This is a genomic window from Algoriphagus sp. SE2, assembly GCF_039563885.1.
Classification (GTDB): Bacteria; Bacteroidota; Bacteroidia; order Cytophagales; family Cyclobacteriaceae; genus Algoriphagus.
The window spans coordinates 87,609-102,386 of the sequence record NZ_JBCLWJ010000007.1; the positions used below are offsets into that span (position 1 = coordinate 87,609).

At 35.2% G+C, this 14,778-nt stretch carries 13 protein-coding genes; 12 read left to right on the plus strand and 1 reads right to left on the minus strand.

The window, feature by feature from the left end:
* The first annotated feature begins 79 nt into the window (after positions 1-79).
* The 10 genes from AAGF08_RS10455 to AAGF08_RS10500 all read left to right on the plus strand — a co-directional run bounded on the left by AAGF08_RS10455 (position 80) and on the right by AAGF08_RS10500 (position 11,576).
* Complete coding sequence (locus tag AAGF08_RS10455) at positions 80-1,342, plus strand: FAD/NAD(P)-binding oxidoreductase (protein WP_343511108.1); 1,263 nt, start codon at positions 80-82, stop codon at positions 1,340-1,342.
* A gap of 145 nt (positions 1,343-1,487) precedes the next feature.
* Positions 1,488-3,902: a TonB-dependent receptor gene (locus AAGF08_RS10460; RefSeq protein ID WP_343511109.1), complete on the plus strand. Its 2,415-nt coding sequence runs from the start codon at positions 1,488-1,490 to the stop codon at positions 3,900-3,902.
* 73 nt (positions 3,903-3,975) lie between these two features.
* On the plus strand, positions 3,976-4,602 hold the full coding sequence (locus AAGF08_RS10465) for a hypothetical protein (protein WP_343511110.1): 627 nt from the start codon (positions 3,976-3,978) through the stop codon (positions 4,600-4,602).
* A 78-nt stretch (positions 4,603-4,680) separates the two neighbouring features.
* Positions 4,681-4,932 carry a FeoA family protein gene (locus AAGF08_RS10470; protein WP_343511111.1) on the plus strand — a complete coding sequence of 84 codons (252 nt, stop codon included), beginning with the start codon at positions 4,681-4,683 and terminating at the stop codon, positions 4,930-4,932.
* 6 nt (positions 4,933-4,938) lie between these two features.
* A complete protein-coding gene (gene feoB, locus AAGF08_RS10475; RefSeq protein ID WP_343511112.1) occupies positions 4,939-7,065 on the plus strand; it encodes a ferrous iron transport protein B in 2,127 nt (708 codons plus the stop codon).
* Positions 7,066-7,235: 170 nt separating this feature from the next.
* Positions 7,236-8,711 carry a polysaccharide biosynthesis C-terminal domain-containing protein gene (locus AAGF08_RS10480; RefSeq protein ID WP_343511113.1) on the plus strand — a complete coding sequence of 492 codons (1,476 nt, stop codon included), beginning with the start codon at positions 7,236-7,238 and terminating at the stop codon, positions 8,709-8,711.
* 441 nt (positions 8,712-9,152) lie between these two features.
* The gene (locus tag AAGF08_RS10485) at positions 9,153-10,079 is read left to right on the plus strand and encodes a universal stress protein (RefSeq protein WP_343511114.1); all 927 of its coding nucleotides are present in this window, start codon (positions 9,153-9,155) and stop codon (positions 10,077-10,079) included.
* Positions 10,080-10,199: 120 nt separating this feature from the next.
* Positions 10,200-10,748: a sigma-70 family RNA polymerase sigma factor gene (locus AAGF08_RS10490; RefSeq protein WP_343511115.1), complete on the plus strand. Its 549-nt coding sequence runs from the start codon at positions 10,200-10,202 to the stop codon at positions 10,746-10,748.
* Positions 10,749-10,781: 33 nt separating this feature from the next.
* Positions 10,782-11,138: a hypothetical protein gene (locus tag AAGF08_RS10495; protein WP_343511116.1), complete on the plus strand. Its 357-nt coding sequence runs from the start codon at positions 10,782-10,784 to the stop codon at positions 11,136-11,138.
* Positions 11,139-11,141: 3 nt separating this feature from the next.
* On the plus strand, positions 11,142-11,576 hold the full coding sequence (locus AAGF08_RS10500; RefSeq protein WP_343511117.1) for a hypothetical protein: 435 nt from the start codon (positions 11,142-11,144) through the stop codon (positions 11,574-11,576).
* Between the two features lie 55 nt (positions 11,577-11,631).
* On the opposite strand, the gene mscL is transcribed toward AAGF08_RS10500, so the two are convergent.
* Positions 11,632-12,054, minus strand: a complete 423-nt coding sequence (gene mscL / locus AAGF08_RS10505; RefSeq protein ID WP_343511118.1) for a large-conductance mechanosensitive channel protein MscL — start codon at positions 12,052-12,054, stop codon at positions 11,632-11,634.
* Positions 12,055-12,240: 186 nt separating this feature from the next.
* Between mscL and AAGF08_RS10510 the strand changes: the two genes are divergently transcribed.
* Both AAGF08_RS10510 and AAGF08_RS10515 read left to right on the plus strand, forming a co-directional pair.
* On the plus strand, positions 12,241-14,313 hold the full coding sequence (locus AAGF08_RS10510) for a S9 family peptidase (protein ID WP_343511119.1): 2,073 nt from the start codon (positions 12,241-12,243) through the stop codon (positions 14,311-14,313).
* Positions 14,314-14,411: 98 nt separating this feature from the next.
* Positions 14,412-14,774 (plus strand): methylglyoxal synthase, encoded by a 363-nt coding sequence (locus AAGF08_RS10515; RefSeq protein WP_343511120.1) that lies wholly within the window; start codon positions 14,412-14,414, stop codon positions 14,772-14,774.
* Positions 14,775-14,778 lie beyond the last annotated feature (4 nt).

Genomic DNA, 14,778 nt, shown 5'->3' on the forward strand with positions numbered 1-14,778 from the left:
GCGATCTTACTTAGGTGATAAATGTCACCTTTTACTTTCCAAAGTCTTTTTAAATTTCTCAAAATCAAGTTACCAGCAAATGAACCACTATCAAATTCTTATTATCGGCGGAGGAACAGCAGGAATAACTGTAGCAGCTCAACTTAAAAGGAAGGATAAATCCCTTTCTATGGCAATCATAGAACCCTCTGAAAAACATTTCTATCAGCCTGCATGGACATTAGTAGGTGCAGGAACATATAATTTTAAAGACACTGAAAGAAACGAGGCAGATTATATTCCAGATGGTGTTGACTGGATAAGGGATTTTGCCTCTGAGATTGATCCTGATTCAAATTCTGTAAATACAAAAACTTCAGGCAATATATCTTATGAATACTTAGTCATTGCACCTGGTCTGGTTATGATGCCTGAATTATTGCCAGGATTACCTGAGGCAATGGAAAAAGGAGTTGTTTGTAGCAATTATACCGATCCGGAACATACGTGGGAGTTGCTTCAAAAGTTTGAAGGAGGAAATGCAGTGTTCACCCAACCTACTACCCCCATTAAATGCGGTGGGGCACCCCAAAAGATCATGTATTTAGCGGAAGAGCATTTCAGAAAATCTGGTGTTAGAGATAAAAGCAATGTTGTCTTTGCAACACCTGGCACAGTGATTTTCGGAGTACCTGACTTTGCTAAAACATTAAATAAAATAATTCATGATAGAGATATTATTTTCAAACCTTTTTATGCACCAGTCAGAATAGACCCCGATAAAAAAGAAATCTTTTTTAAATACATAAAACCAGGAGAAAATGGTCCTATAATTACTGAAGGCAATAAAATCGGAGAAGAAATAGTTGGGGATTCTGAAATAAAAATATCTTTTGACTTCCTCCATTTAGCACCACCACAAGGAGCTCCGGAATTTATAAGAAACTCTATCGTTTCTATTCAAGAAGGAGCTAACAAAGGATGGATTGATGTCGACATACATACCTTACAGCATAAAAGGTTCTCAAATATATTTTCATTAGGAGATGTAGCTGCTCTGCCTACAGCAAAAACTGGAGCAGCTATCAGAAAACAGGCACCTGTCGTAGTAGAAAACCTATTAAAATTGATTCATAGTAACCATGTAGGTTCTGCATCTTATAATGGGTATTCATCTTGCCCTCTAGTTACAGGCTATTCAAAAATGGTACTCGCAGAGTTTAAGTATGACAATATTAGGGACAGTGACCCTTTGATTTCGAAATTTGTAGATACCACAAAGGAACAATACTCTATGTGGCTGCTTAAGAAATACGGGCTCCCCTTCATGTATTGGAATCTGATGCTTAAAGGAAAAGCATAACCTGAAACCGGTCTAAAACAGACCGGTTTCTTTATTTTTAAGCCTTCCATACTAATTAATCACTTTTTATCTAAAGGAAGATTTAATTGTAGTTACAAACATTTACTTTTCAACTTCCTGACCTAGTAAATTCCCTTAACCCTTTATGAGGAAGAAATATCAATTCTTATTTTCCCTAATCTTCTTTGTTTGTATCACCTCTTTTGGGCAAGTCTTGACTGTCTATGATAAAAACACAAATATCCCCTTACCCGGAGTTTTAATTTTTGGAAATGAACCCTATTTAAGTTCAATATCAAATTCTAAAGGTCAAATAGATATTGAAATTTTTTCAAATCAAGCTATGGTTCATTTTCAAATGTTGGGATATGAATCTTCCTCATTTTCGATAAAAGAATTAAAAGATGCAGGATATAATGTTTATCTAACACCTGGTCTGATTCTAATGGATCAAGCTATTGTTTCTGGAAGCAGATGGAGACAAAGCAATCAGGACATTCCCGGAAAAGTCAGCGTGTTGAACAAAGATTTACTTCAATTGAGATCACCTTCCAACACCGCAGACTGGTTGGGGAGCAATGGAGATGTATTTATCCAAAAAAGCCAACAAGGAGGAGGAAGTCCTATGATAAGGGGTTTTTCTGCAAATAGATTACTTTATGCAGTAGACGGAATACGAATTAATACAGCAATTTTCCGGGGAGGTAATCTTCATAATGTGATTTCACAAGATCCATTGGCAGTACAAAATACCGAGATATTATTTGGCCCAGGCTCAGTGATGTTTGGAAGTGATGCCTTAGGAGGCGTCATGGCCTTTGAAACAATAAAACCAAGTTATTCAGATTCAGGACTTTCGGTAAGCGGAAATTTATTTGGCCGATTTTCTTCAGCCAATAATGAAAAATCTTTCCATGGGGATATTTCATTTTCTAAACAAAAATGGGCCTTTTTAACAAGCATTTCTCATTTTGATTATGGGGATCTAAAAATGGGGAAAAATGGACCTGATGATTATTTACGCCCATGGTATGTAGTACCATCTCAAATTGAGGATCAGGTATTGGAAAACCCAGACCCTCGGAAACAAGAGACAAGCGGATATTCTCAGTTAAACTTGATGCAGAAAATCAGGTTCAAACCCAGCAATAAAACGGATTGGGAATATGCATTTCATTATTCAAAATCTTCAGATATACCACGATATGATCGTTTAATCGAAGGTACTTTGGAAAAACCAAAATATGCAATTTGGAATTACGGGCCACAAATTTGGATGATGAATCAATTAACGTTGAATCAATTAGGGGATGGTCGACTATATGATCAAATGAGTTTAAAAATTGCCCACCAATATTTTGAGGAGAGCAGGCTAAATAGAAGATTTAACAACTCTAGTTTATTTGATCGGCTAGAAAAAGTAAATGCTTTGTCTCTAAATGCAGATTGGGTGAAAAACATTAATCAAGAGAGCTTTTTAAGCTACGGAATTGAAACCGTTTATAATGGGGTCGAGTCCACAGGAAAAGAAATAAATATCCAATCGAATGATGAGATTCCAGCGTCGGCCAGATACCCAAAATCTAATTGGACATCATTGGCTATTTATAGTACTTACCATGCCCATTTATCAGAAAGATTAAAATTACAAACCGGATTAAGGTTTAATCAGATTTTACTTTCAGCTGATTTTACCTCTAATTCAGAATTCTTCCCACTTCCCTATCAAAAGACCAAAAATAATAATAGTGCTTTTACAGGATCCTTAGGTCTAATTTTTACCCCTAGCACCACATGGCTGATTTCCCCTCAATTTTCTACTGGATTTAGAGCTCCAAACGTGGATGATCTTGGTAAATTTTTCGACTCTGAGCCAGGTGCTATTATCGTCCCCAATCCGGATCTAAAACCAGAATATGTTTATAATGCAGAAATCAACATAAATAAATTTTGGGGAAACTTCTTGAAAATTGATGCCTCTTTATTTTACACTATTATGGATAATGCGATGGTGAGAAGACCATTCCAGTTAAATGGTCTTGATAGCATTCCTTATGAGGGAGTTCAGAGTAAAGTTTTGGCGATTCAAAATGCTGCCTCCGCCACAGTATATGGTATACAAGCGGGAATCGAGTGGTCACCTACTCAAAATTGGCTTTTTTATTCCAAAATAAATTGGCAAAAAGGGGAGGAAGAGCTGGACGATGAAAGTAAGAGCCCAACTCGCCATGTCGCTCCACTTTTCGGACTAACAAGACTAACATACTCGAAGAAAAAATTAAAAGTTGAATTTAGCAGTATATACAGTGGAAAAGTGAGTTTTGAAGATATGCCGGTAGATGAGAAAGGAAAGCCTCAACTCTATGCAAAAGACGAAAACGGAAATCCATATTCGCCATCATGGGTTACATTCAATCTAAATGGTACTTATAAAATCACAAAATTCATTGACCTAATGGCAGGATTAGAAAATATTGGAGATAAAAGATACAGGCCCTATAGTTCTGGCCTTTCGGCAGCAGGTAGAAACTTTATTATTTCTTTAAAAGCTAATTTCTAGAAAGTTATCTCAAATAATTCTACAAATTATTCATTGAATTTCACAACTTTGAATAGTTCAAAAGTTTAGTCCAATGAGAAGTTTTTATAAAAATTCACTGGCTACGGTCAGTCTATTTTTACTTTTAGCTCTGATTCCTATTTCTTGTGATTTAGTATGTACCGACAGCTGTGGTTGCGGGTCTAAAACACAGATAAGTGATTTTAAAATTATTTCACTTGAAATGTTAACCGTCAACACTGATGGTGAAGAATTAAATCCGGAAATACCCCAACCATACAAACAGATTTTAAAGACTTTAAAGATAAAAGACATTGAAATAGTTTCGGCAATTGAGTCTTCTAATTTTGGATTGCCTGGTGTTGCTTATGCTTGTTCACCTATTCCACCAAAATCTCAAGAAAGGCTTGAAGATTTAAAATTATTTAATTTAAAAGAGGTTGAGCTGGGAGATGGTACCGTTTTAAAACCCGGTGATCTTTTGAATGACTTTTTTGAAATCAATTATTTTTCAGCTTCTGATACAAAGCCAATACAAGAGTTCGTTTCTGAAAACATCATAATTTACTTGGATGATTATTATAAATTATCTTTTATAAAAGACCCTGGAAAGGAGGTAGTTATCGAGTTTAGCATGCAACTTATCTTTGAAAATGGAAGGACTATTTCAGTGAATAATGAGAAGCTAAGTATTAAATAATCCTAAGTAATAAAAAAAACTGATAAAAATCTTGTTTATTTTTCTTTAGATTCATTCCAAATAGTTCTATTTTTACGCATGGGATATCACCCAAATAGACCTATGCCTATCACTGCTGATACAATGACTGCGTCCAGATCTGCCATAATAAGGGAGATCATATCATCACCCCTCAAAATTAATTTGATGGAACTTGGCTTTTTGCCTGGGAAAACCATCACTTTAAATCATGCTGCCCCAATGGGAGGTCCGATGGCTTTTCTCATGGATGAAACCCTTTTGGCTCTCAGAAAATCTGAAGCTGCCTTGATTGAGGTTCAATTGCTATAAACTTTCATGTCTGAGTCCACTATTCGATCTACAATTCGAACTCCTAAAATAGCCCTAATCGGAAATCCGAACGTTGGAAAATCTACGATTTTTAATCAACTGACCGGGTTGAATCAAAAAATCGGGAATTACCCGGGAGTAACGGTCGATAAAAAGACGGGTTGGATGAATTTTGATGGAGAAACTTATGAGATCTTAGACCTTCCTGGCACCTATAGTTTATACCCTAATTCTGAAGATGAAATAATTGCCCATAGAGTATTAAATCATATTGACAAGGAAAAAAGACCTGATTTTGTATTGATGGTCATTGATTCCTGTCAGCTTTCGAGAGGGTTGTTTTTAGCCACTCAGCTAATCGATTTAGGAATTAGGCTAGCCATCATTTTAAACATGGCAGATTTAGCTGCCAAGAAGAACATAGAAATAAGGAATTATGAGATCTACAAATCCCTCGGCGTACCCATATTAAGTACTGATGCTAGAGGAATTAAAGGATTAGAGCAGATTAAGTCACTTATACACGAAAAGAATTTCAGTGTAGAATCCTCATATTTAAATATTTCGGAGGTTATTCCTCAAAGTTTAATAAAACCAATAAGAGAAAAATTCGACCTCAAAAATGATTATAGAGCATATCAAATGCTCCGTTTTGGTCCCAAAGACCGATCTATCAATCCAGAGGATAGGTTATGGATTCAGTCCCTAATTACCTCTCAAAATTTTGATTTAGAAAGTGCACAACTCGAGGAAACTACGTTGCGATATAGAAAAATCACCTCTTTAGTAGAATCCTGTGTGGTCAAAAAAGAAGTGAAAAAATCTGCCTCGGCTTTAGATCGAATTTTTCTTCACCCTATTTGGGGCTATGTGATTTTTACAGGAATACTTTTGCTGATTTTTCAAACAATTTTTACATGGGCTTCTGTCCCGATGGACCTAATAGATGGCTTATTTGCCGAAATCAGTGGATGGGTTAATGATATTTTACCCGCAGGACCTTTGACAAGCTTGATTTCAGAAGGGATTGTACCGGGAATTGGTGGTGTGGTTATTTTCATTCCTCAAATTGCTTTATTATTTGGTTTCCTAGCTATTTTGGAAGACACTGGATATATGTCACGAGTGGTTTTCCTAATGGACAGGTGGATGCGCCCTTTTGGCCTCCATGGAAAGAGTATAGTCCCATTAGTTTCTGGAGTTGCATGTGCCATACCAGGGGTTATGGCTGCTAGAAATATTGGAAACTGGAAAGAGAAAATCATTACTATTCTTGTAACTCCGTTAATGAGTTGCTCGGCAAGACTCCCCGTTTATGTGATCCTAATTGGGTTAGTAGTTCCAAATGAAAATTTTGGATTTGTAAACCTCCAAGCAATTACGCTACTCGGACTTTATCTACTTGGAATAGTAGGTGTTTTGTTTACGGCATTACTATTAAAATTCATTCTTAAGTCAGAAGAAAAAAGCTTTTTGATGGTAGAATTGCCGACTTATAGAACCCCAAGGTGGAAAGATGTGGTTTTAACCATGTATAATAAATCTAAAACCTTTGTAACGGAAGCAGGTAAAGTGATCCTTGCAATTTCAGTGGTCTTATGGGTTTTGGCAACTTATGGTCCTCCTTCAAAAATGGAGGAGATAAGACAAGAGGGTGAAAAGAAGTTAGCTCTAGCAACAGAAGATCAGTATGAGTCGATTCAAGCAGAAACCTCGTCTCTTCTTTTAGAAAACTCCTTTATTGGCATAATGGGAAGAGGAATTGAGCCAGTGATTAAACCGCTCGGTTATGATTGGAAGATAGGAATAGCATTAATCACTTCATTTGCTGCTAGGGAGGTCTTTGTCTCAACAATAGCAACTATATACAGTATTGGTGCGGATGTGGAAGATGAATTGACCATTAAACAAAAGCTTGATCAGCAAACCAATCCAGTAACAGGAGATAAGGTATTTAACAAAGCTACCGCATTTTCTCTAATGGTATTTTACGTATTTGCAATGCAATGCATGAGTACAGTTGCGGTGGTTTATAGAGAAACCAAAGGATGGAAATGGCCGTTAATTCAAACAGTATACATGACGGCATTAGCTTATTTTGCTGCATTATTTACTTATAACATATTTTCTTGATTATGGTACAGGGGATTTTAGTAGGACTTATGGTATTAGCAGCCTTAGCTTTTTTAGGTAAAAAATTCTTTGTAAAAACCAAGACAGAGCCTGGTTGTGATAAGTGCTCTAAAAACTAATCTTAGGGTTTATTAGCCTTATTTATCAGATTTTTTGATACTTTTAAATTCATGGGCAAAGTAGCCAGTCAGAGTATTCAAACCACCATTTTTTCTTACTTAGGTGTTGTCATAGGATATGTTAATGTGCTTTGGCTTTATCCCTATGCATTAGATGCATCCCAATTAGGAACTTTTCGAACGATACAGGATTTAGGATTACTTTTTGTCCCATTCGCCCAGTTGGGTGTTGGACATGGAATTACTCGTTATTTCCCACAACTTAAATCCAATCAATCAGCTTTTCTAAGCTATGGAATAGTACTTTCTCTTACTGGTTTTGCCGCAGTAAGCGCGATTTTCTTGGGATTCAAAACTCAAATTATTATTGTATTTGCAGTTAATTCTCCAGAAGTAATTGACTTTTTTGGAATCGTATTATTGATCACCCTATTCGCGTTACTAAGTAGTATTCTGGATGCATATAGTCGTTCCTATTTAAAAATAGCAGTACCTACTCTCGTTCGGGAGGTTTTTCTACGTTTACTCACAGGTATTCTTGTTGGATCATATCTTTTAAAATGGATCTCTTTTACGCAAGTAATGCAGGGCTTAGTGATAGTATATGGTTTGGCTTTGCTAGGCGTATTAGGCTATTTGCTTTGGTTGGGAGTATTGATATTGGATTTCCATTGGAATACATTTCCAAAAGGTTTCCGTAAATCCTTTATCGAATTCAGCCTAATTACCTTCTTAGCTACTGCAGCTTCAACCTTAATTATGAAGATTGACAGTATCATGGTAAGTTCTATGATCAGTCTAGAGGCAAATGCGATTTATACGATAGCATTTAGCATGGCGCTTGTAATTGAACTTCCCCGACGGGCAATCTCCCAAGTAGTGATGCCGGTGATAGCAGACCATTTTGCTAAAGGAAATCTTGAAGAAATAAATAAGTTATATAAGCAAATTTCAAATCGTCAACTCTACATCTGCTTACTTCTTTTTATAGGAATCTGGGTCAACTTAGATGCTTTGTATTTCTTTATTCCAAACCAGGAAATCTACTCGACTGGGAAGTATGTGGTAGTATTAATAGGAATAGGTAAACTCTTTGATGTTGTATTCTCTGTAAACAGTGAAATTTTGGTATTCTCGAAGCATTACCGCTTCAATCTAATTGCCACGATCAGCATGAGCATATTAATTATTGGGTTGAATTACCTTCTTATTCCAATTTATGGAATTGAAGGAGCCGCACTAGCCTCAGTTGCAGTGATGTTTTTATTCAATTTGGTGAAGTATCTATTTCTTAAAATCAAATTAGGTTTTGATCCTTTTTCAAAAGAAACATTAAGAATAATTTTAGTTGGTTTTATCGCTTTTGGTCCTGGATATTTTACTTTCTTTTCCTTATCCCCTATTCCCAATATTATCGTAACAAGCTTATTAGTTACTGGATTATATTTTTTCTTTTCAAGAATAATAGGTGTAGGAAATGAAGAATGGGAATGGGTAAAAAATAAAATAAAAAAGTCCGGATCTTAGAGTGTTGCAAACCTCCTACTTGACAAGATTTGAGCTGCCTGTTAACCGCAAACGTCCACTGTTATCCTGAATCTTGCGAAACGAGGCCCCAATTAGTATTGGGGTGAGGCCTGTTTTTGGGAAGGGCTTCACTCGGTAAATTTGTAATTTGTGAAGTTTGAACATGTCGGCGACCCGGACCTGTGCAAATATACGGTTAAATTGCAGGGAGGTTGAAACGAATCTGACTTTATTCATGAACAATTGACGAATGGTATTTATTTTTCTTAATATTATTTCAATTTTAAATAATAGAAAATCTATAAAATCATTGATTGCGCAGAACAACTGAAAACCTATTAAAGTAAGAAAAATTAAAATATTCAAAATATTATTTTATTAATTCTCTAAATATTCTTTTGAATCCAATTAAATTTGCAGTCTCAAATCCCTGGAAGCACTATGTACCTGATAAAAAAGCTGATAGTTTGTCTTGATCAAAGCCCGTTGGATCAAACCTTGGTTCAATACGCAGAATTTATAGCAAAAGTCAATCAGACTAAAAAAATATATTTTGTCAACGTAATTAAAAATTTAACTATCCCAAAAGAAGTTTTAGAGGAATTCCCAAATCTCGTTGAAAATATGATCAATGAAAGAAAGGAGTCCATGGAGTCTATTGTAAAGGAACACTTTAAACATACAAAAGGCATTTCTTTCAGCTTTGTTGTCAAAGAGGGATCTTTGTCAAAGAAAATTTTAAAGCTTTCTGAAGAAAAATCAGCAGATATGATTCTGATAGGTAGAAAGGTAAAGCTTTCCGGAACGGGCGTAGCTTCTTTGAGATTGGCGAGAAGAGCAAGTTGTTCTTTATTGATAGTTCCCGAAGGCAGTAAACCTAAATTGACAAAACTTCTTGTACCCAGTGATTTTTCTGAATATTCTAAAGATGCGTTAGAAGAAGCTATCATGATAGCTGAAAAACATGGGAAAAATAATTTAGAAGTTATTTGTCAAAATGTATTTTCTGTACCATCTGGCTATCATTTTACAGGAAAAACCTATGAAGAATTTACACAGATAATGCAGCTTCATGCAGAAATCAATTACAAAAAATTCATTAGGAAAATTGACACCAAAGGAATAAAAATCACACCGATCTATACAAAAGATGATGATGACGATCCAGTAGAAGAGATCGTATCAAAAGCGGTGGAAATTGGAGCTGACGGCATAATAATTGGAGCAAAAGGAAGGACAGCAGCGACTGCACTATTCATTGGCAGTATGGCTGAAAGGTTAATTCAATATAATGAAAGCTTACCGCTCCTTGTAACAAGGCCGAAAGGGAAAAATGCGGGTATTCTCGATTACATATTAGAAATATAAATTCTAACATACGATTTAAAACCTTCAGTTTCTGAAATAAAATCCGGACTGAAGGTTTTTTTGTTTAAATTTTTTTTTCAATAAACTAAACCACGATGTATTTTTTTAGTCTAAATCTTAATGATGAATAATAGGGATCAGGAAATTTTATTATTAATTAAAAATCCCCTAAGCCGTGAAATGGGTTTCCGACAATTAATTCAAACTTATCAAAAAAAAGTATATCATGTCATTAGAAGAATGGTATTGATTCATGAAGATGCGGATGATCTAACCCAAAATACATTTATAAAAGCATATCACCATATTGATAAATTTCAAGAACAATCAAGTCTGTTTACCTGGCTTTATCGAATAGCCACTAATGAAACTCTCACATTTTTGGAAAAGAAAAAGAAACGGTTTTTCTTTTCGATAGATGATTATCAAGAGAGGCTAGAATCCTTTTTGAGTCAACCAGAACATTTTGATGGTGATCAAATTCAACAAAAATTACAAAAAGCAATGCTGTTGCTTCCTGAAAAACAGAGATTAGTGTTTCAGTTAAAAAATCAAGAAGATTTAAGTTATGAGCAAATATCAGAAATCACAGGCACTAGTATAGGTGCATTGAAAGCTAGCTTTCACCATGCAGTAAAAAAAATTCAGATTAGCATTTTGGAAGAATAAACCATTGTTAAAAAAATCAGTCTAACCTATAGAATGAATAAAATACCGAAAATAAACGACCTAAAATCACCAGAGGGTTACTTCGAAAAATTACCCGAACAGATCGTTTATAAGATAAATAAAAAGGAAGATTATCCATGGATTAAATGGGCAGCTTCTATCATCGTATTTCTAGGGATTGGAATTTGGCAATTGAATAATTTCAATTCAACCTCAGAAGAGCTACTGATGGATCAGCAAATTAATCTGTATATAGACAGCCAATATTGGACTGCTGAAGATGTGCTAAGCATGTCAGATAACCCTGAAGAAATATTAAATGAAATTATTCAGGATGAAAACCCCTTTATAGAAGATGTCTCGGTTGAACAAGAAGAAATCTGGTTTTAGAAAATGAAAAAATACATCCTATCTATACTTCTTACCCTATTTCTTGGAGCAACTTACGCACAAAGAGGTGGGGAAAGATATGATCCCGAAAAGTTAAAGGCGGCAAAAGTAGCCTACATTACTACCAGGCTAGATCTTAATGCTAACCAAGCAGAGAAATTTTGGCCTATTTACAACGAGTTTAATGATAAAAGAGAGGCTATGATTCGTGAAATGGCCGAATTAAACAATAGAAGAGATATACAATTGTCTGAAGAAGAAGCAAAAGTAAGAATCACTAAAAAATTTGAAATTCAGCAAAAGCTTTTAAATGAAGAAAAATTATTTGTTGATAAAGTTTCAAAAGTCATCTCCTATAATCAGATATTTCTTCTGAATGGTTTATCCCGTGATTTTGCCAGATATATCTATCAAAGGCAAAGAAAAGATCGTCAATAAAAAATGCCCCCAATAAGTGTCTAACTTTTTAGGGGCACTTCAAAAGCCGCTTTTTTTATTTTTCTTTTTTCAAGAGATCTCTAATTTCTTCTAAAAGAACTTCAGATTTTGGTGGAGCTGGTGGTGGAGCCGGTGCTGCCTCTTCTTTCTTTTTCATGTTGTTTATAGTTCTTACAGCAAGAAAAATCACAAATGCAATGATGACAAAATCTACAACATTTTGAATAAATGAACCATAATTCAATGTTACAGCTGTCGTAACAACTTCACCAGCATCATCTACAACAGCTTCTTTTAAGACAACTGCCAATTCTTTAAAATCCACACCCCCTAACAACATTCCGATTGGTGGCATGACAATGTCATTGACAAAGGAAGAAACAATCTTTCCAAATGCCCCACCAATAATCACTGCGACTGCAAGGTCGACGACATTGCCCTTCACGGCAAATTCTTTAAATTCTTTTAGCATTCCCATATATAAAAGAGGTTAATGGTTGATAATAGACTTGAATATTTCACTAATTTCTTTCACAAACAAGAGTTTAAAAAAACATCCTATATTCTTTCTCATTTTTTTCGCTTTTGTACCCTCCTTCTTACAAAAATTGGGGAACCTTCAAGAATAATTTTTGATTAACATTGCAGCATTGAATCACGAAATATGAAACCACCTATAGCGGTAAAGAAGCCAAAAGTTCTAGAAATACATGGGCATCGGCGCATTGATAATTATTATTGGATGCGTGAAAGAGAAAATCCTGAAGTAATTGATTATTTAAATCAAGAAAACGCTTACCTCAAAGAACAATTAAAATATACGGAGGAATTTCAAGCTGCTCTTTTTGAGGAAATTAAAGGAAGAATCAAGGAAGACGATCAAAGCGTTCCTTATTATAAATCAGGTTATTACTGGTATGCACGCTATGAAAAGGGCTCCGAATACCCTATTTATTGCCGTAAAAAGGATTCACTTGACAATCCAGAGGAAATTATTTTAAATGTCAATTTTTTAGCAGAAGGCAAAAGTTATTTTCAAGTTGGAGGAACCTCCAGTTCCCCAAATCAGAATATTTTAGCTTTTGCGGCTGACGAAGTAGGGAGAAGAATTTATACCATTTACTTTAAAGATTTAAAGTCTGGAGAAATTTTATCTGAGTCTATCCCTAATGTAACGGGAAACTTAACTTGGGCTTTAGATAATAAAACGGTTTTTTACTCCAAACAAGACCCCGAAACACTAAGATCAAACAGGATTTACAAACATGTATTAGGGACATCTATCGAAAATGATGAGTTAATTTTTGAAGAATTTGATGAAGAGTTTTCTTGTCATGTGGTCAGCACTAAATCAGAAGAATATTTATTCATCCATTCCGAGAGCACTATTTCATCAGAAATTAGATTTATACAATCGGATAGACCTAACGATGAATTCCAACTTCTTCAAAAAAGAATCCCTTATTTAGAATATGCCGCTGATCATTACGGAGAATATTTTTGGATTCGTACAAATGAAAATGCCCAAAATTTCAAAGTTGTTAAGGCACCAATCTCTTCTCCCTCTAAAGAGAACTGGGAAGATGTCATCCCACATAGAGAAAATGTTTTACTTGAAGATTTTGATTTATTCGCGGATTACTTGGTCACACAAGAAAGAAGTAATGGCTTAGTTCAAATATTAATTAAACCTTGGGATGGCTCTGAAGGGCATAAATTAGAATTTGATGATGAGACTTATACCGCATGGATAAGTACTAATCCCGAATTCAATACTGAAATTTTAAGGTTTGGGTATAACTCCCTTGTTTCACCTTCCAGTATTTTCGATTACCATATGGCTTTAAAGACAAAAACCCTATTAAAGCAGCAAGAGGTAGTAGGTGGTTATAATCAAAACCTTTACCAATCAGCTAGAATATGGGCCAAAGCTGCAGATGGGGTAATGGTTCCTATTTCTTTGGTGTACAAGAAAGAATTATTTAATCCAGACGGTAAAAATCCGCTTTTATTATATGCTTATGGCTCTTATGGGTTTAGTATGGAAGCCTTTTTCTCATCAAGTAGATTAAGCCTGTTAGATCGAGGATTTGTATTTGCTATTGCCCATATTCGAGGAGGAGAAGATTTAGGTAGACATTGGTACGAGGATGGTAAAATGCTTAAAAAGAAAAATACATTTTTGGATTTTATCTCCTGTGCTGAACACCTTATAAAGGAAAAATATTCCTCCACCCCGCATTTATATGCAATGGGAGGAAGTGCTGGTGGCTTATTAATGGGAGCAGTTATGAATATGAGACCAGACCTATTTAACGGAATAATTTCAAGTGTGCCATTTGTGGACGTAGTTTCTACTATGCTAGATGAAAGTATTCCATTGACAACTGGAGAATTTCAGGAATGGGGTAACCCAAAGGAGAAAGAGTATTACGAATACATGCTTTCTTATTCACCATATGATAATATTGAGGCAAAAGCATATCCAAATTTATTGGTAACATCCGGTTTGCACGATAGTCAAGTACAGTATTGGGAGCCCACAAAGTGGGTAGCTAAACTTAGAGAATTAAAGACAGATCAAAATCTTTTACTTCTACACACGAATATGGAAGCAGGACATGGAGGTGCTTCGGGAAGATTTAATGCTCTTAAAGAATTGGCGATGGAATACACCTTTTTATTTCATCTTGAAAAAATCGTTCCTAGGCCACAAAAAAAAGAATTTCAAGGCTAGACAGTCCTATTTTATAAATTCACGTTTAATTAATTTATCCAAAGCTATAAAAAAGGATTTTTTTCTAACTTTGGCTCTAAACCTATTATATCCTATACATGAAAATTGCTCTCATTGCCCATGATGGAAAGAAAGCCGACATGGTTCATTTTTTAAGCAGGTTCCGGGAAAAACTCGAAAAAGCAGATGTTAATCTTGTTGCAACCGGCACTACTGGATCACACATTGAAAAATCTGGTTTTGAAGTAGAAAAATTATTATCAGGCCCTTTAGGTGGTGATGCTCAAATTGCATCTTTGGCTGCCCAAAAAGAACTTGATATGGTTATTTTCTTTAGAGACCCCTTGGATAAACATCCACATGAGCCAGACGTTCAAATGTTAATGAGAATATGTGATGTTCATAATATTCCATTGGCTACCAATCCTGCTTCTGCAGAATTAATGTTTAAAAGCCTATAATATA